This is a genomic window from Kitasatospora dryopteridis (assembly GCF_050749075.1).
Taxonomy (GTDB): domain Bacteria; phylum Actinomycetota; class Actinomycetes; order Streptomycetales; family Streptomycetaceae; genus Kitasatospora.
In genome coordinates this window covers 4269163-4286623 of the sequence record NZ_CP192749.1, presented here as the reverse complement: position 1 = coordinate 4286623, position 17461 = coordinate 4269163, and the positions used below count along the sequence as shown (strand labels likewise).

Annotated in this window: 17 protein-coding genes and 1 tRNA gene; 9 read left to right on the top strand and 9 right to left on the bottom strand. The window is 72.0% G+C overall.

Going from position 1 to position 17461, the window contains the following annotated elements:
• The first annotated feature begins 30 nt into the window (after window positions 1-30).
• Window positions 31-104: transfer RNA gene (locus tag ACQ614_RS19525), tRNA-Asp, on the top strand.
• Window positions 105-442: 338 nt separating this feature from the next.
• Here ACQ614_RS19525 and bldC read toward each other — a convergent pair.
• Both bldC and ACQ614_RS19515 read right to left on the bottom strand, forming a co-directional pair.
• A complete protein-coding gene (gene bldC, locus ACQ614_RS19520; RefSeq protein ID WP_014137253.1) occupies window positions 443-649 on the bottom strand; it encodes a developmental transcriptional regulator BldC in 207 nt (68 codons plus the stop codon).
• Window positions 650-1161: 512 nt separating this feature from the next.
• On the bottom strand, window positions 1162-2085 hold the full coding sequence (locus ACQ614_RS19515; RefSeq protein WP_431679810.1) for a hypothetical protein: 924 nt from the start codon (window positions 2083-2085) through the stop codon (window positions 1162-1164).
• Between the two features lie 163 nt (window positions 2086-2248).
• On the opposite strand from ACQ614_RS19515, the gene ACQ614_RS19510 reads away from it, so the two are divergent.
• Entirely contained in the window at window positions 2249-3424 is a 1176-nt protein-coding gene (locus tag ACQ614_RS19510) for a Glu/Leu/Phe/Val dehydrogenase dimerization domain-containing protein (RefSeq protein ID WP_431679809.1), read from the top strand.
• 380 nt (window positions 3425-3804) lie between these two features.
• On the top strand, window positions 3805-4050 hold the full coding sequence (locus ACQ614_RS19505) for a DUF3073 domain-containing protein (protein ID WP_363492793.1): 246 nt from the start codon (window positions 3805-3807) through the stop codon (window positions 4048-4050).
• A 126-nt stretch (window positions 4051-4176) separates the two neighbouring features.
• Here ACQ614_RS19505 and purM read toward each other — a convergent pair whose 3' ends face one another.
• The 3 genes from purM to ACQ614_RS19490 all read right to left on the bottom strand — a co-directional run bounded on the left by purM (window position 4177) and on the right by ACQ614_RS19490 (window position 8002).
• Window positions 4177-5262 carry a phosphoribosylformylglycinamidine cyclo-ligase gene (purM, locus tag ACQ614_RS19500; protein ID WP_431679808.1) on the bottom strand — a complete coding sequence of 362 codons (1086 nt, stop codon included), beginning with the start codon at window positions 5260-5262 and terminating at the stop codon, window positions 4177-4179.
• 121 nt (window positions 5263-5383) lie between these two features.
• Window positions 5384-6961 (bottom strand): amidophosphoribosyltransferase, encoded by a 1578-nt coding sequence (purF, locus tag ACQ614_RS19495; protein ID WP_363492795.1) that lies wholly within the window; start codon window positions 6959-6961, stop codon window positions 5384-5386.
• A 219-nt stretch (window positions 6962-7180) separates the two neighbouring features.
• Window positions 7181-8002, bottom strand: coding sequence for a diacylglycerol kinase (locus ACQ614_RS19490; RefSeq protein WP_431679807.1), 822 nt, complete (start codon window positions 8000-8002; stop codon window positions 7181-7183).
• Window positions 8003-8129: 127 nt separating this feature from the next.
• Here ACQ614_RS19490 and ACQ614_RS19485 point away from each other — a divergent pair, with 127 nt between their 5' ends.
• Both ACQ614_RS19485 and ACQ614_RS19480 read left to right on the top strand, forming a co-directional pair.
• Complete coding sequence (locus tag ACQ614_RS19485; protein WP_363492797.1) at window positions 8130-9413, top strand: adenylosuccinate synthase; 1284 nt, start codon at window positions 8130-8132, stop codon at window positions 9411-9413.
• Window positions 9414-9592: 179 nt separating this feature from the next.
• A complete protein-coding gene (locus tag ACQ614_RS19480) occupies window positions 9593-10195 on the top strand; it encodes a GNAT family N-acetyltransferase (RefSeq protein ID WP_431679806.1) in 603 nt (200 codons plus the stop codon).
• 21 nt (window positions 10196-10216) lie between these two features.
• Here the strand turns inward: ACQ614_RS19480 and ACQ614_RS19475 are convergent, their stop codons facing one another.
• Window positions 10217-10639 carry a DUF350 domain-containing protein gene (locus ACQ614_RS19475; protein WP_431679805.1) on the bottom strand — a complete coding sequence of 141 codons (423 nt, stop codon included), beginning with the start codon at window positions 10637-10639 and terminating at the stop codon, window positions 10217-10219.
• 87 nt (window positions 10640-10726) lie between these two features.
• Between ACQ614_RS19475 and ACQ614_RS19470 the strand changes: the two genes are divergently transcribed.
• From ACQ614_RS19470 to pip, 3 genes are read left to right on the top strand one after another with little or no spacing between them, the layout of a single operon-like run.
• Complete coding sequence (locus tag ACQ614_RS19470) at window positions 10727-11044, top strand: hypothetical protein (protein WP_431679804.1); 318 nt, start codon at window positions 10727-10729, stop codon at window positions 11042-11044.
• Between the two features lie 5 nt (window positions 11045-11049).
• On the top strand, window positions 11050-12270 hold the full coding sequence (locus ACQ614_RS19465; protein ID WP_431679803.1) for a glutathionylspermidine synthase family protein: 1221 nt from the start codon (window positions 11050-11052) through the stop codon (window positions 12268-12270).
• Window positions 12271-12314: 44 nt separating this feature from the next.
• Complete coding sequence (gene pip, locus ACQ614_RS19460; RefSeq protein WP_431679802.1) at window positions 12315-13277, top strand: prolyl aminopeptidase; 963 nt, start codon at window positions 12315-12317, stop codon at window positions 13275-13277.
• Window positions 13278-13316: 39 nt separating this feature from the next.
• On the opposite strand, the gene ACQ614_RS19455 is transcribed toward pip, so the two are convergent.
• The 3 genes from ACQ614_RS19455 to ACQ614_RS19445 all read right to left on the bottom strand — a co-directional run bounded on the left by ACQ614_RS19455 (window position 13317) and on the right by ACQ614_RS19445 (window position 15475).
• The gene (locus ACQ614_RS19455; RefSeq protein WP_431679801.1) at window positions 13317-13802 is read right to left on the bottom strand and encodes an LURP-one-related/scramblase family protein; all 486 of its coding nucleotides are present in this window, start codon (window positions 13800-13802) and stop codon (window positions 13317-13319) included.
• Window positions 13803-13936: 134 nt separating this feature from the next.
• Entirely contained in the window at window positions 13937-14851 is a 915-nt protein-coding gene (locus ACQ614_RS19450) for a GlxA family transcriptional regulator (RefSeq protein ID WP_431679800.1), read from the bottom strand.
• A 39-nt stretch (window positions 14852-14890) separates the two neighbouring features.
• Window positions 14891-15475, bottom strand: a complete 585-nt coding sequence (locus ACQ614_RS19445; RefSeq protein WP_431679799.1) for a cysteine hydrolase family protein — start codon at window positions 15473-15475, stop codon at window positions 14891-14893.
• A 123-nt stretch (window positions 15476-15598) separates the two neighbouring features.
• On the opposite strand from ACQ614_RS19445, the gene ACQ614_RS19440 reads away from it, so the two are divergent.
• A complete protein-coding gene (locus ACQ614_RS19440) occupies window positions 15599-17419 on the top strand; it encodes an NHL domain-containing thioredoxin family protein (RefSeq protein ID WP_431679798.1) in 1821 nt (606 codons plus the stop codon).
• Window positions 17420-17461 lie beyond the last annotated feature (42 nt).

The window sequence follows — 17461 nt, the reverse complement described above, 5'->3', positions numbered from 1 at the left end:
CGAGAGCAGACGAACGGATCAGAAATCTCTGGTCCCGTGGAGCAGTTGGTTAGCTCGCCACCCTGTCAAGGTGGAGGTCGCGGGTTCAAGTCCCGTCGGGATCGCAGTACAGGCAGAGGCCCGGAGCCGTAAGGTTCCGGGCCTCTGTCGTTCCCGCCGTCCAGGCTTGCTGACGGCACGTCAGCCCCTACACCGGGCTAGGTCTAGACCTCAAGATAACGACTGCGTGATGGTCGTCACTTATCCGTTCTTGAGATCGGACACTCGAGGGCCCCCTGCCGGGGGCGGGAATTTAATATATAAAATTGCACACGTATTCCCAGTAATTCCCCCCACCCCCGGCAGCCCCATCGGGAATGCCCGGTTCCGGCATGCCGAAGGGCCGCACCCCCGACCCGGCGGAGTCGGGGACACGGCCCTTCGAGAAAACCCCTGAGACCTGTCAGGCCTCGGTGCGCTGCGCCGGAATACCGGCCAGCAGAGCACGTACTTCCGCCTCCCGGTAGCGGCGGTGGCCGCCCAGGGTGCGGATGGACGTCAGCTTGCCCGCCTTGGCCCAGCGAGTGACCGTCTTGGGGTCAACGCGGAACATGGTGGCAACCTCTGCCGGCGTCAGCAGAGGTTCAGCGTCAGGGGTACGAGCGGTCATGAGCGGCCTCCTCGGGAGAACCGAACCAGGGCGGTTCTATCCTTCAAATTCTGCACCTTGACCCGCGATGCCCGAAATGGCACACACGGACCGAGTCGGTTATAGGACGAACGGCTTGTCCTGATGTCTACAACTACACCATCCGTCCAGCCCCATCGGCCAAACCGCCTAAATTGGCCCCTCAGGGGTTCAAGCGAGACGGATGGCCATGGACCATCTCATAACGGACAGTCACGATTTCGTGACATTCGGTAACGAGACGACCAGACCCTCCGCTTCCCCACAAAGTACGCACCACCGTCAGAACGACCCAGAAGTGGACACACCAGGTTGAACTTGGGCTGGTTGTCCCATTTTTGCATATAGGGGTAAGTTCGCGTCAACGGTGAGTAGTGTCACGTTCCAGGGGGATTGACCCTGCCGGGGCCCTTCGTCCCGGGATCGGGGCCGAACGACCCTTCCGTACATACCCGCCTCCACCCCCGGCCTCACCCGGCGGCGGTGACCTCGCGTCAGCTGGCCTGCCGGAGGGCCAGAACCCGGCGCCAACGCGCCGTCACCGACTCGTACGCCCGCACCGCGGCGGCCGTGTCCCCGGCCCGCAGCGCGCCGATGCCCGCCTCGACGTCCCCCACGGAGCGCTCGGCAGCCAGCGCCTCCGGCCCCAGCAGGTGCACCAGGCCCCCGTAGTCGAGCTCCACCAGCGAGCGCGGGTGGAACTCCTCCAGCCAGCGGCCGACCTGCTCCACGCCCAGCACCAGCTCCCCGCCGGGCCCGCTCCCCGCCCCCGGCACGGCCGTCCGAAGCGCCCGGTAGCCGCGCGCCACCCGCCGCCGGGCCTGGGCCATCGGCGTCAGGTAGAAGAGCGAGGCCGGCGCGGGCCGCGCCCCGGGCACGGACCCCGGCTCCGCCGGGACGAACCGGCGGTCCTCCTCGCCGAACGGCAGGCACCAGCGCACCGGGACCTCCCAGCGGCTGGTGAGGATCCACGGCCGGGCGTCCGGGTGGTCGGCCCGCCAGCGCGCCTGGTCGGCCTCGGCCTCGGCCCGCACCGCCGGCGGCAGCACGGTGTCCAGCAGGAAGGCCGGCATGGCCGCGCGGAGCTCCTCCAGCGCCTGCCAGCTGCGCAGCCGGGTCGTCCAGGGGCAGATGTAGGTGACCCGGTCGACGACCCGCACCAGGGCCCGCTCGCTCTCCCGGTCCGGCAGTGCGCCGGGGGTGCGGCCGGCCAGCTCGGCCAGGGCCCTGCGCTGCTCGGCCAGGGCGGCCGCGGCGACCGGTTCGGCGACCCCGTCGGCGTCCGGGCCGTGCTCCGCCGCGTACGCCTGCCAGCGGGCCCGCTCCGGCTCCGGATAGGCGGCCAGCGGCTCGTACACCCGCAGCTGGGCGGCGTAGGGCGGGAGCACCGAAGTGCGCACGGCGGTCACACCCGGCATCGTCGCACGCCCGCGGGGCCCCCGGGGAGGGTGCCGTCGGGGGGCCATCGGTCGTTATGTCCATGGGACCGTCAGGGGGCAGATCCGGTGACGGCCCCGGGGCTAGGCTTCGATCAGACGCCCGCACCACAGCCGCGGGCCCACAAATACTGGAGTCACCACAGTGACCGACGTACACACCGCGTCCGCCGCGCACCCCGCATCAGGTGTGCTCAGCAGGATCTTCGCGACCGGGCAGGACGCTGCCCCCGGGGACGGCCACGAGCAGGTCGTCCTCTGCCACGACCGGTCGACCGGTCTCAAGGCGATCATCGCCATCCACTCCACCGCGCTGGGCCCGGCCCTCGGCGGCACCCGCTTCCACCAGTACGACTCCGAGGAGGAGGCGCTGGAGGACGCGCTGCGGCTGTCCCGCGGCATGAGCTACAAGAACGCGCTGGCCGGCCTGGACCTCGGCGGCGGCAAGGCCGTGATCATCGGCAACCCCGTCCCCTCCTCGGAGGGCGGTGACAAGAACGAGGCGATGCTCCGCGCGTACGGCCGCTTCGTCGAGTCGCTGCGCGGCCGCTACGTCACCGCGTGCGACGTGGGCACCTACGTCCAGGACATGGACATCGTGGCCCGTGAGACCACCTTCGTGACCGGTCGCTCCCCCGAGTACGGCGGCGCGGGCGACTCCTCCGTGCTGACCGCCTTCGGCGTCTTCCAGGGCATGCGCGCCTCCGCCAAGGCCCGCTGGGGCCAGCCCACCCTGCGCGGCCGTCGCGTGGGCGTCGCGGGCGTCGGCAAGGTCGGCCACTACCTGGTCGGCCACCTGGTCGCGGACGGCGCCACCGTGGTCGTCACGGACGTCTCCGAGGCCGCGGTGAACCGCGTCCGCGCGGCCCACCCCGAGGTGGAGGTCGCCGCCGACACCGCAGCCCTGCTGCAGTCCGCGCTGGACGTCTACGCCCCCTGTGCGCTGGGCGGTGCGCTGGACGACGCCACGGTGGCCCAGCTCGGCCAGGCCGGCACCTCGGTGGTCTGCGGCGCGGCCAACAACCAGCTGGCGCACGCCGGCGTGGAGAAGGACCTGGCCGACCGCGGCATCCTCTACGCGCCGGACTACCTGGTGAACTCCGGCGGCGTCATCCAGGTCGCCGACGAGATCGAGGGCTTCGACTTCGACCGCGCCAAGAACAAGGCGACCAAGATCTTCGACACCACGCTGGAGATCTTCACCCGGGCCGCCGCCGACGGCATTCCGCCGGCGGTCGCCGCGGACCGCCTCGCCGAGAAGCGGATGCGCGAGGTCAGCGCTCTGCGCTCGATTCTGCTCCCGGGCGCCCGCCGGTCCTGATCGGCGGAGCGCACCGGTCCGGAGGGGGGCGAACGGAGTTCGCCCCCCTCCGGATCACAATGTGGAACCGGATTCTCACTTGGTAGCCCGATCGGGGGATACCGAGCCCTCTCGCGAGGGATAATCGGAACCGGAACGACGAGCCCGGGCACGCTCCGGGCAGCCTGCAGAAGCCCGAGAAACCTCCTGTGACCTGGAAAGACCCGGTTTCGGGGGTCGGCGGTGCGCGCCACGTCACACCCGCGACGTACCGTCCGGCGGCGGAAACAGGTACCGTTAATGCTCCAAGGGACGGCTCTCCCACTCCGGGCAGGCCGCTCCTGATCATGAACACGTGTCAGACTCGGGGCCGTGAGCCCCACCGTTGAGGGGGTCGACCCATGGGGCGCGGCCGGGCCAAGGCCAAGCAGACGAAGGTCGCCCGCCAGCTGAAGTACAACAGCGGCGGCTTCGACGCTAACCGTCTGTCTCATGAGCTGGGCGTATCTCCGTCCACCGCGATCGAGCCGGAGCCGATCGAGGAAGAGGACGACGACGACCCCTACGCGGCGTACGCAGATCTCTACGCCGACGAGGACGACGACGAGGACCCCGCCGACAACGGGCAGTCCCGCCGCCGGGCCTGACAGCCAGCACAGGACCGGCCCGGCGCTCATCGAGCGCCGGGCCGGTCTTCGGCGTATCCGCAGCCGTACGGCGGCCGCAGCCCGCCGCGGGCCCGCCCCGGGGTGGGGCGGGCCCGCGGGCCGGGCTCAAGCCAGGTCGAAGCCCTCGTAGGCGTTGTAGAGCGCCGCGGCACCGTCGTGCTCGTCGGCGCGCTCGACGATGTCGCCGAGCAGCCAGGCCTCCACGCCGCGGTCCTCCAGCACGGACAGCACCACGTCCACCGAGGACGGCGGGACGACGGCCACCATGCCGACACCCATGTTGAGGGTCTTCTCGATCTCCAGCGCCTGCATGTTGCCGACCCGGGCGACGGTCTGGAAGACCGGCATCGGCGTCCAGGTGCCGCGGTCCAGGCGGGCGTGCAGGCCGGCCGGAATGACCCGGGCCAGGTTGGCCGCCAGGCCGCCGCCGGTGACGTGCGAGAAGGCGTGGATCTCGGTGGCCCGGGCGAGCGCCAGGCAGTCCAGCGAGTAGATCCGGGTGGGCTCCAGCAGTTCCTCACCGAGGGTGCGGCCGAACTCCTCGACCTGGCGGTCGAGCTTCCAGCCGGCCTGGTTGAGCAGCACGTGGCGGACCAGCGAGTAGCCGTTGGAGTGCAGGCCCGAGGCGGCCATCGCGATGACCACGTCGCCGGCCCGGACGCGCTCCGCGCCGAGCAGCGCGTCGGCCTCCACGACACCGGTGCCGGCGCCCGCGACGTCGTACTCGTCCGGGCCGAGCAGGCCCGGGTGCTCGGCGGTCTCGCCGCCGATGAGCGCGCAGCCGGCCAGGGCGCAGCCCTCGGCGATGCCCTTGACGATCTGGGCGACCCGCTCCGGGACGACCTTGCCGACGCAGATGTAGTCGGTCATGAAGAGCGGCTCGGCACCGCAGACCACGAGGTCGTCGACGACCATGCCGACCAGGTCGTGGCCGATGGTGTCGTGCTTGTCCATGGCCGAGGCGAGGGCGACCTTGGTGCCGACGCCGTCGGTGGCGGTGGCCAGCAGCGGGCGCTCGTAGCGCTTGAAGGCGGAGGCGTCGAAGAGTCCGGCGAAGCCGCCGAGGCCGCCGACGACCTCGGGGCGGTCGGCCTTCTTCACCCACTGCTTCATCAGCTCGACGGCGCGGTCGCCGGCCTCGATGTCGACACCTGCGGCGGCGTAGGTGGCGCCGCCCTCGTTGCTGGTCACTGTCCGGTGGCCCTTTCAGGAATGGTCAGACCGTCAGGGGCGCGAGCAACGGCGCACCCGGCCGGCACCGTACGGGTGCCGGCCGGCCGCGCAGTTCCCCGCGCCCCTGGATCGTGCATGGTTACGGGCGACGGAGCGCGTCGGCCGCGCCGTGCCCGCCGATCAGCGACTGGACGCCGTCCAGGTCGCTGGTGGGCTTGCCGCGCACCGCCGGCGGCTGCTGGCTGCCGGCGATCTCGGCCTCCAGGAGCAGCTTCCCGAGCAGGGCCGGGTCCGGCAGCTCCATCGGGTACTCGCCGTCGAAGCAGGCCCGGCAGAGCTTGTCCTTGGGCTGCGCGGTGGCCTCGATCATGCCGTCGATCGAGATGTAGGCGAGCGAGTCGGCGCCGAGCGTCCGGCCGATCTCTTCGATGGTCATGCCGTTGGCGATCAGCTCCGCGCGGGTGGCGAAGTCGATGCCGAAGAAGCAGGGCCACTTGACCGGCGGGGAGGAGATCCGGATGTGCACCTCGGCGGCGCCCGCCTCGCGGAGCATCTTCACCAGCGCGCGCTGGGTGTTGCCGCGGACGATGGAGTCGTCCACGACCACCAGGCGCTTGCCGCGGATGACTTCCTTCAGCGGGTTGAGCTTGAGCCGGATGCCGAGCTGGCGGATGGTCTGGCTGGGCTGGATGAAGGTGCGGCCCACGTAGGCGTTCTTCACCAGGCCGGAGCCGTACGGGATGCCGCTGGCCTCGGCGTAGCCGATGGCGGCGGGGGTGCCGGACTCCGGGGTCGCTATCACCAGGTCGGCCTCGACCGGGGCCTCCTTCGCCAGCCGGCGGCCCATCTCCACGCGGGAGAGGTGCACGTTGCGGCCGGCGATGGTGGTGTCCGGGCGGGCCAGGTAGACGTACTCGAAGACGCAGCCCTTGGGCTTGGCCTCGGCGAAGCGGGAGGTCCGCAGGCCGTTCTCGTCGATGGCGATGAGCTCGCCGGGCTCCACCTCGCGGATGAAGGAGGCGCCGACGATGTCGAGGGCCGCCGTCTCGGAGGCGACCACCCAGCCGCGCTCCAGCCGGCCGAGGACCAGCGGGCGGATGCCCTGCGGGTCACGCGCCGCGTAGAGCGTGTGCTCGTCCATGAAGACGAGCGAGAAGGCGCCCTTGACCTTGGGCAGGACCTGCCGGGCGGTCTCCTCGATGGAGAGGTCCGGGTACCCGGCGAGCAGGGCGGTGACCAGGTCGGTGTCGTTGGTCGCGGCGGTGCGGCCGGAGCGGGAGACGTGCTCCTCGCCGGGCAGCTCGGCGACCATCGCCGCCAGTTCGGCGGTGTTGACCAGGTTTCCGTTGTGGCCCAGGGCGAGCGAGCCGTGCACGGTCGCCCGGAAGGTCGGCTGGGCGTTCTCCCAGACCGACGAGCCGGTTGTCGAGTAGCGGGCATGTCCGACGGCGATATGCCCGTGCAGCGACCCCAGCGAGGTCTCGTCGAAGACCTGGGAGACAAGCCCCATGTCCTTGAAGACGAGAATCTGGGAGCCGTTGCTCACTGCGATGCCCGCGGATTCCTGTCCGCGGTGCTGCAGGGCATAGAGGCCGAAGTACGTGAGCTTGGCGACCTCCTCGCCGGGAGCCCAGACACCGAAGACGCCGCAAGCGTCCTGGGGGCCTTTCTCGCCGGGAAGAAGATCGTGGTTGAGTCGTCCGTCACCACGTGGCACGTCTTCGAGTCTAGGGCAGTTCCGTACGCCTTCCCGAACAGGGATGCCGAGGATTATTGGCCGAACCGATGGCAACGCGCGTAGACAAAACCCCTTACAGCTCGGGTCATTTCTCCGGCGCGTTTTCCGGCGAGCGGCGCACTCCCTTGTCACGCGCGCCCTTCGGGGTGGCGCAACGGCTGACGGGGCGTCGGCCGGCGGGGCGCGGCGTGATCCTGCTCACCCGGCAGGCAGCATCAGCGCCCAGGCACCCGGATGCACCGTCCACGTCCGATGCCGGACGGGGCCCACAGGGCAGCCGTCCGCGGTGTAGCCGAAGCCCCGGCCGGCCACGCCGAGCGTGGAGGTGCGCAGCCGGCGGACGGGCCCGCCGGTACCGATCTCCACTTCGAGCTCGCCGCCGGCCGGCCGCGCGCGCAGCAGCCGGACCCGGTCGTGGACGTCGGCGAGCAGCCTGCCGCCGTCCGCCTCGACCCGCAGCGGTACGCCCTCCGGGTCGGAACCACTCGCCTGGTCGGGCGCAGCGAGTTTCGCCCATAGCGAACGCAAGGACAGCGGGGCCCTTCGGGGTTCCGCCCCGATCCGCAACTCGGCGAGCACCACGCCGCCGCCGTCGTCCACCACCAGGTCGAGCTTGCGCGGGGCACCGCCCAGCACCGCCCTGGCGGCGGCCACCGGCAGGTCCGGCACACCGAACGAGCGGCAGGCCGAGGTCGCCTCCGGCGGACCCACCGGAACCACCCCGACCGGGTCCGCGCCCAGGTCACGGTGCCGGTGGAGGGCCTGCAGCAGCCGCTGGACGGCAAGATCGGAACCGATCACCACCGGTCGCCGGCGGCCGCGGTGCGACAGCACGCGGTCCAGTTCGGAGGGGCTCTCGGGCAGCGCCACCTTGGCGTCCGCACCCCCGCAGAGGACGTCCCGGGCGATCCGCACCGACTCTCCGTCGGCCCGGCCGGCCGCCGGGTCGACCAGCACCAGCAGCGGCTCCCCCGGACCTCGCCCGTCGGGGCGGGATGCGGGCGTGGACAGGGACGACACGACCGGTCCTTCCTCAGGTAATCTCTCGGTGCAAGAGCCCCTTGCGCTATTGCGCCAGGGGCTTCGTCTATCTCGGGGCAGACTGCGGTCTTCCGCAGGATGCCCCAACCGGAAGGGGTGTACGCCTGTGCCGGCACTCGTGCTCGTTGGCGCCCAGTGGGGAGACGAGGGCAAGGGGAAGGCTACTGACCTCCTCGGTGGCTCCGTCGACTACGTCGTCCGCTACCAGGGCGGCAACAACGCCGGTCACACGGTGGTCATCGGCGACCAGAAGTATGCCCTGCACCTGCTGCCTTCCGGCATCCTCAGCCCGAATGTGACCCCGGTGATCGGCAACGGCGTCGTCATCGACCCGGGTGTGCTGCTCTCCGAGCTGAACGGGCTGAACGAGCGCGGCATCGACACCTCCAAGCTGCTGATCTCGGGCAACGCCCACCTGATCACGCCGTACCACCGCACCCTCGACAAGGTCACCGAGCGCTTCCTCGGCAAGCGCCGGATCGGCACCACCGGCCGCGGCATCGGCCCGACCTACGCGGACAAGATCAACCGCGTCGGCATCCGCGTCCAGGACCTCTTCGACGAGTCGATCCTCCGCCAGAAGATCGAGGCGGCGCTGCACGACAAGAACCAGATCCTGGTCAAGCTCTACAACCGCCGCGCCATCCCGGCCGACCTGGTGCTCGAGGAATACCTGGGCTACGCGGAGAAGATCCGCCCCTTCCTCGCCGACACCACCCTCGTCCTGGACGAGGCGCTGAAGGCCGGCAAGGTCGTCCTGCTGGAGGGCGGCCAGGGCACCCTGCTGGACGTCGACCACGGCACGTACCCCTTCGTGACCTCGTCGAACCCGACCTCGGGCGGCGCCTGCACCGGCTCCGGCATCGGCCCCACCAAGATCGACCGGGTCATCGGCATCCTCAAGGCGTACACCACCCGCGTCGGCTCGGGCCCGTTCCCGACCGAGCTGCTGGACGCCGACGGCGAGGCGCTGCGCCGGATCGGCGGCGAGCGCGGTGTCACCACCGGCCGCGACCGCCGCTGCGGCTGGTTCGACGCGGTGATCGCCCGCTACGCCACCCGCGTCAACGGCCTCACCGACTTCTTCCTCACCAAGCTGGACGTGCTCACCGGCTGGGAGCAGATCCCGGTCTGCGTCGCGTACGAGATCGACGGCCGCCGGGTCGAGGAGCTCCCGTACAACCAGTCGGACTTCCACCACGCCAAGCCGATCTACGAGACGCTGCCGGGCTGGAGCGAGGACATCTCGAAGGCGCAGACCTTCGCGGACCTGCCCAAGAACGCCCAGGCGTACGTGAAGGCCCTGGAGGAGATGTCCGGCGCCCCGATCTCCGCGATCGGCGTCGGCCCCGGCCGCACCGAGACCATCCAGATCAACTCCTTCCTGTAGGCAGCTCCTGCCTGCGGGGGCTCCTTCCTGCAGGCAGTGCCTTCCTGCAGGGCCGCAGGGCACCGCCGAAGGGCCCCGCACCTCCGGGTGCGGGGCCCTTCGCGCGCCCGCCACCCGATCGATTGCACTAGTGCAGAAACCCGTTGCACCTAGTGCGTACCGGGTCTATGGTCGGCGGCATGACTGCGAAGCTGCCCGCCCCGACCGTCCTGACCGGCCGCCACGTCCGGCTGGAGCCACTCGCCCAGGGCCATGTGCCCGACCTGTTCGCCGCGGCCGGCGGGGACGAGGAGGTGTTCCGCTGGATGTCGCACGAGGCGCCGCGCACCGAGGAGGAGATGGCCGACCGGATCGGGCACCGGCTCGCCGATGCGGCCGCGAGCGCCTGCGTCCCCTTCGCCGTGGTCTCGCCCGCCGACGGCCGGGCGATCGGCGTGACCTGCTACCTCGACGTCAGCCCGCGGGACGAGTCGGTCGAGATCGGCGGCACCTGGTACGCCCGCCGGGTGTGGCGCAGCGCCGTCAACACCGAGGCCAAGCTGCTGCTGCTCGCCCACGCCTTCGAGGACCTCGGCATGGGCCGCGTCACCTGGAAGACCGACCACCTCAACGAGCGCTCGCAGAACGCGATCCGCCGGCTCGGCGCCCAGTACGAGGGCACCCTGCGGCGCCACCGCCGCCGGCCCGACGGCACCTGGCGGGACAGCGTCTACTTCTCCATGCTGCGCGACGAATGGCCCGCGGCCAGGGCTCGACTGACGGAGCGCCTGGCCGCGGGCTGAAGGAAGAGGGGGGTGGGTCCGTCAGGCGATGGAGGCCGCGACGATGGCCGCCACCGAGAGGTTGCAGGCGGCGGTCACCCAGACCGCCGGGTGCGGCTCGGGGTCGACGAGGACGGCACCGAGCTTGCCCGGGGTCAGCAGGTCGACCAGCCAGAACGCGGCGGCCATCAGCACCAGGCCGAGCAGGCCGAACAGTGCGGTCGCCGCGAGGCCCTTCCCGAACTCGTCGTAGGTGTACATGATCGCGGTGAAGACGATGCCGCCGATGCCGATCAGTGCGGAGCTGAGCACCACGGCCGCGTTCCGGTTGCGCTCCAGCCAGATCTGCCGGCCGAGCTTGCCGGGCGTCAGTGCATCGACGAGGCCGACACCGAGCAGCAGCAGCACCAGGCCGACCGCACCGTAGGCGGCGGCCGTGCCCAAGCCGTGGACGATGTCGTTCATGCTGCTCCCCCGTGGCGAAGTGTCAAGGACCGGCAAAAGATATCCCATGGTTCCGGCTCCGGGGAGCCCTGAGTACCATCACCCGTCATGACGCAGACCGACCCCTCCTCCACCAGACGCCGCTCGGGCGTCGTCGCCCTCGGCATGGTGGGGACGCTGGCACTGGCCCTGTCCGGCTGCTCCTCCTCCTCGGGCGGCAGCACGCCGAGGCGCTGCGTCGACCCGGGCACCCTCAAGGTGCTCGACGACCACTCCTGCGGGGGCGGCACCACCGCCGCGGCCGGCCGCTGGTACTACTGCGGCTCCGGCTCGCTGACCGCCGCCGGCGGCACCTTCGACAAGGCCGCGACCAAGCGCGGCGGCTTCGGCTGCCCGTCGGGCAGCTCCGGCTCGGGCGGGGGCTGACCGCCGTGCGCCGCCGCACCGTCGAACCCCGCGCCGGCTGGCAGGCCGCGGTCGAGGCCCAGGGCCTGATCTACGCCGTCTGCGAGGACCCGCGCAACCCCGGCACCGAGTACGCCTACTGGGACGAGAGCGCCTACTACGAGTTCTCGCTGCCCGAGGTCGAGGCGCTGGAGGAGGTCGTCGACGAACTCCACGAACTCTGTCTGGAGGCCGCCGACCACGTGGTGCGGACCGGCCGGTTCGCCGACTACGGCATCACCGACCCGCGGCTGGCCGAGGTGATCGCGGCGTCCTGGCGGCGGCGCGAGGAGCAGCCGTCGCTGTACGGGCGGTTCGACCTCGCATACGACGGCACCGGCCCGGCCAAGCTCTTCGAGTACAACGCGGACACCCCGACCTCGCTGATCGAGGCGGCCAGCCCGCAGTGGTTCTGGATGGAGGAGCGCTTCCCCGACGCCGACCAGTGGAACTCGCTGCACGAGCGGCTGGTCGCCGCCTGGTCGCGGCAGAAGGACCTGCTGCCGCCCGGCCCGGTGCACTTCGCGCACTCGCGCGGCGACACCGAGGGCGAGGACTGGATGACCACGCTCTACCTCCAGGAGACCGCCGAGCAGGCGGGCCTGGAGACGGTGTCCATCGCCGTGGAGGACATCGGCCTGGACGGGCTGACCGGGCGCTTCGTGGACCTGCAGCACCGGTACATCCGCTCGGCGTTCAAGCTGTACCCGTGGGAGTGGCTGGCCGAGGACGAGTTCGGCGCGCAGCTGCTCGCCACCGTCGACCTGGGCGGCTCCACCGGCTCCACGCTGTGGATCGAGCCGCCGTGGAAGATGCTGCTCTCCAACAAGGCGCTGCTCGCCGTGCTGTGGGAGCTCCACCCCGGCCACCCCAACCTGCTGCCCGCCTACCTGGACGGCCCGCGGGAGCTGGCCGCCACCGGCTATGCGGCCAAGCCGCTGCTCGGCCGGGAGGGCGCGGGCGTACGGATCGTCGAGCCGGGCCACGGCGAGACGCTGCTGCCCGCGTGGGCCGGCGACCCGGACCGGTACGGTGCGGAGGGCTTCTGCTACCAGCAGCTGTGCCGACTTCCGGACTTCGACGGCAACCACCCGGTGCTGGGCGCCTGGGTGGTGGACGGCGAGGCCGCGGGCCTCGGCATCCGGGAGACGCACGACTCGCCGATCACCCACGTCGGCGCCCGCTTCCTGCCGCACGTCATCCTCTGAGCGGGGCCGGGCCGACCGGCCCGGACGATCGGGAGGGGAGTCCCGTGGACGCGAAGTACCCGGCGGTGGAGCCGTACGCACACGGCATGCTGGAGGTCGGCGACGGCAACTCCCTGTACTGGGAGACCTGCGGCAACCCTGACGGCAAGCCGGCGGTGGTGCTGCACGGCGGCCCCGGCTCCGGCTGCACGCCCGGGTGGCGGCGGTTCTTCGACCCGCAGGCGTACCGGGTGGTGCTCTTCGACCAGCGCGGCTGCGGGCGGTCGACGCCCGACGCGGCCGATCCGGCGACGCCGCTGGCCGCCAACACCACCGCGCACCTGCTGGCCGACCTGGAGCGGCTGCGGGAGCACCTGGGCATCGACCGGTGGCTGGTGTTCGGCGGCTCGTGGGGTTCCACGCTCGGCCTGGCCTACGCCGAACGCCACCCCGAGCGGGTCACCGAGCTGGTGCTGTTCAGCGTGGTGACCGGTGGCCGGGCCGAGGTCGACTGGGTGACCCGGCAGATGGGGCGGGTCTTCCCCGAGGAGTGGCGGCGCTTCGCGGACGGCGTCCCCGCCGAACTGCGCGACGGCTGCCTGGCCGACGCCTACGCCCGGCAGCTGGAGTCTTCGGACCCGGCCGTCCGGGAGCGCGCCGCGCGCGACTGGTGCACCTGGGAGGACACCCATGTCGCCACCGCCGACGGGCACCGGCCGGACCCGCGCTACGACGACCCGGTGTTCCGCTTCCGGTTCGCCCGGCTGGTCACCCACTACTGGCGGCACGCCTGCTGGCTGCCGGAGGGCGGACTGCTGCGGAACGCCCACCAATTGGCCGGCATCCCCGGCGTGCTGGTGACCGGCCGGCTCGACATCAGCGGCCCGCCCGACATCGCCTGGCAGCTCTCCCGCGCCTGGCCGGACGCCGAGCTGGTGCTGGTCGAGCGGGGCGGCCACGGCTGGGACGCGGACGGCATGAGCGCCGCCCTGCTGGCCGCCACCGACCGCTTCGCGGGCCGGAACTGAGGCGGTGCCGCAGGGCGGCGCGCACGCGCCGACCGGACGTCAGGCGTTGTGCTCGACCATCCGGTCCAGGCACACGGCGACGGCGAGCAGCAGGGGGACGTCCGCGCCGTCCGCGATCTCCACCCCGTAGGTGTCGCGGATGCGGAACCACTTGCGGGAGATCTCGGCGACGGTGTCGCCGTCGGACTCCACGGTGTACTCCTTGTCGATCAGGTCGCCGTGGACCTCCATCTCGCCGCCGGCCTCCAGCTCGACCAGGTACTTGTCCCGGAAGGGCGTGAACAGCTTCTTGCGGACGGTCGCCACGGTCTCGCCCTCGGCGTTCTCGATCCGCATGGCGTCCCGGACGGTGAGCACCTTCTCCTTGATCACCGCGACCACGGTGCCGGACGGGTCCTGCAGTTCGAAGGTGTCGCGCAGCCGCAGCACCTTGCCGTCCACCAGGAACGCCTTCTCGCCGTCGCCGTCCTCGATCCAGTAGTCGTCGCCGACCGCGAACAGCCGCTCCTTGACCACGTACTTCATACCCGTCCGACTCCCTCGTCCGTCTGCCCTGCCCGATCCGACGAGCACATCGTGCCGGACACCGGCCCCGCGGTCAGCCCCCGGCGGCACGGAACCCGGGACGTGTCCCTCCGGTGCCGGGCGCGTCCCCGGTGTCAGCCCGCCGCCGGCCGGGCGCGGAGCCTGCGCAGCATCCGCGCGTCCTGGAAGCCGACCGCGCGGGCCGCGGCCTCCACCGTCGCCCCCTGGGTGATCAGGTGCTCGGCGTGCTCCAGCCGCAGCTGCTGCTGGTAGCGCAGCGGGGTGAGGCCGGTCGCCTCGGAGAAGCGCCGGGTGAGGGTGCGCTCGCTGACCCCGGCGGTGGCGGCCAGCCCGGTGAGCAGCAGCGGGTCGGCGAACCGGGCGTCGATCACGTCCTGCACCCGGTGCACGGCGTCGCTCAGGTGCGCGCGGTGCCGCAGCATCGCGCTGGCCTGCTGCTCGTCGCCGTTGCGGCGGGTGTGGACCACCATGGTGCGGGCCACCTGGGCGGCGGCGAACGGGCCGTGCCGGACGGCGACCAGGTGCAGTGCCAGGTCGATGCCGCTGGCGATGCCGGCCGAGGTGAGCACCCGCCGGTCCTCCACGTAGAGGACGTCCCGGACGACGGCCGCCCGCGGATAGCGCCGGGCGAGTTCGTCCTGCAGGTCGTGGTGGGTGGTGCAGCGCCGGCCGTCGAGCAGCCCGGCCCGGCCGAGGGCGTCCGCCCCGGAGCAGACGCTGGCCACCGTGCCGCCGGCGGCATGGTGCGCGACCAGCCGGTCCAGCGACTCCCGGGAGAACACCGGCCCGCGGGGCAGCGCGGGGGAGCGCCAGCCCGGCACCACCACCAGGTCGGCCGGGGTCAGCTCCGGCCAGCCGGTGGCGGCGCGCAGGCCGACGCCCTGCGCGGTGGGCACGTCCTCCTGCTCGGCGACGTAGACCGTGCTGTAGCGGTGGCCGAATTCGTCCGCCGAGGAGAACACCTGGGCCGGGCCGGCGAGGTCCAGCAGGTGCAGCCGGGGAGCCAGCAGGAAGACGACCTTGCTCACGGTCTGCCGCCTCCTGCTCTGCTCACGATCAGGCCCTGCTCACGATCCGGTCAGCTCGGCCACGGTGGCGATCCGCGCGAAGCGGCCCGCCAGCGCGTACTCGGTGCGGGCGATGACCTCGTCCGTCGACAGCGTACGCGGGTCGGCCAGGATCTCCGCCAGGTCGCGGCCCGCGGGGGCGTCCCGGTGCTCGATCGGGTGGGTCGCGGTGGCGTCGGTGACGAACACCACCTGGTACCCGAGGTCGGAGGCGACCCGCGCGGTGGTCTCGCAGCACTGCTCGGTGCGGATGCCGCTGATCACCACCTTGCCGACGCCCTGCTGGGTGAGCAGCTGCTGGAGGTTGGTGGTGGTGAAGGCGTTGTGCGAGGTCTTGGTCAGGACGGGCTCGCCCTCGGCGGGCTTCAGGCCCTCGATCGGGCGCACGAACCCGAGCGCCGGGTCGAAGTCCCCGCCCGAGCCCGGCTCGGCGTGGAGCACCCAGACGACGAGGTCCCCCTTCTCCCGTGCGGCGGTCACCAGGCGGTCCACCTTGTCGGCGATCCCCGGGTCGGAGACGGCCGCCCAGTTGGGTCGCCGGCGGAAGGACTCCTGGACGTCGATGACGACGAGTGCGGTCTTCATGCCTCCATCCTGACCGCCCCGAGGCCCCGCCCCCAGGCATGATCACGCCCCACCCCGGACCGATCCGGTCACCCCGCCGAGCCGTACGGAATGCGGGCACCGCAGGTGGGGTTGGATGGGGGCATGGCTTCTCGTGCACGCGTACGCGCCCCCGAACTGGTGGGCAAGGGCGGATGGCTCAACACCGGCGGCAAGGACCTGACGCTGGCCGACCTCCGCGGCAAGATCGTCATTGCCGACTTCTGGACCTTCTGCTGCATCAACTGCCTCCACGTCCTGGACGAACTCCGGGAGCTGGAGGAGAAGCACCGCGACACCGTGGTGATCGTCGGCGTCCACTCGCCCAAGTTCGTCCACGAGGCCGACCACCGGGCCGTGGTGGACGCGGTGGCCCGCTACGAGGTGCACCACCCCGTGCTGGACGACCCCGAGCTCGCCACCTGGAAGCAGTACGCGGTGCGCGCCTGGCCGACGCTGGTGGTGATCGACCCCGAGGGGTACGTCGTCGCCCAGCACGCCGGCGAGGGCCATGCGCACGCGATCGCCGCCCTAGTCGAGGAGCTGGAGGCGGAGCACGGCGCGAAGGGCACGCTGCGCCGCGGCGACGGCCCGTACGTGGCGCCGGAGCCGCAGGCGGGCGACCTGAAGTTCCCGGGCAAGGCGGTGCGGCTGCCGGACGGCCACTACCTGGTGGCCGACTCCGGCCACCACTCGCTGGTGGAGCTGGCCGAGGACGGCGAGACGGTGCTGCGCCGGATCGGCGACGGCGAGCGCGGCCTGGTCGACGGCACCTCCCCGCGCTTCAGCGAGCCGCAGGGCCTCGCCCTCGTCCCCGAGGGCCTCGGCCTCGACTACGACGTCGTGGTGGCGGACACCGTGAACCACGCCCTGCGCGGCGTGCGCCTCGCCGACGGCAGCGTCACCACCCTGGCCGGCACCGGCCGGCAGTGGTGGCAGGGCTCGGCGACCGGGGGCGCGGCCCGCGAGGTCGACCTCTCCTCGCCGTGGGACGTCGCCTGGTTCGACGGCCGGGTGTGGATCGCCATGGCCGGCGTGCACCAGCTGTGGGCCTACGACCCGGCGGCCGGCACCGTCGAGGTCGCGGCCGGCACCACCAACGAGGGCCTGGTCGACGGACCGGCGGCCGAGGCCTGGTTCGCCCAGCCGTCCGGCCTCGCGGTCTCCGCCGACGGCGAGCGGCTCTGGGTCGCCGACTCGGAGACCTCGGCCGTCCGCTGGGTTTCACGTGGAACATTCACCGTCCACACCGCGGTCGGCACCGGCCTGTTCGACTTCGGCCACCGCGACGGCGCCGCCGACCAGGCGCTGCTCCAGCACCCGCTGGGCGTCACCGTGCTGCCGGACGGCTCGGTCGCGATCGCCGACACCTACAACCACGCGCTGCGCCGCTTCGACCCGGCGAGCGGCGAGGTGACCACCCTCGCCACCGACGTCCGCGAGCCCTCCGGCGCCGTGGTGGTGGACGGCGACATCGTCGTGGTGGAGTCGGCCCGGCACCGGCTGACCCGGCTGCGTCTGCCGGAGGAGGCCGTCCAGGTCGAGTCGGTGGCGCACCGTACCCAGCGCGCCGCCACCGAGGTCGCCCCCGGCGCCCTTCAGCTGGACGTGGTCTTCCAGGCCCCGTCCGGTCAGAAGCTGGACGAGCGCTACGGCCCGTCGACCCGGCTGCTGGTCAGCTCCACCCCGCCGGAGCTGCTGCTCTCGGGCGCGGGCGCGGACACCGACCTCTCCCGCGGGCTGGTGCTCAACGAGGCCGTCGCCGAGGGCGTGCTGCACGTGTCGGCGATGGCCGCCTCCTGCGACGACGACCCGGCCGTCGAGTACCCGGCCTGCCACGTGCACCAGCAGGACTGGGGCGTGCCGGTGAAGCTGACCGCCGACGGCGTGCGCCGACTGCCGCTGGTCCTCGCCGGCATGGAGTGACCTGAACGGGACGGGTCGACCGGGGGCCGTCCGCGCGGCGGC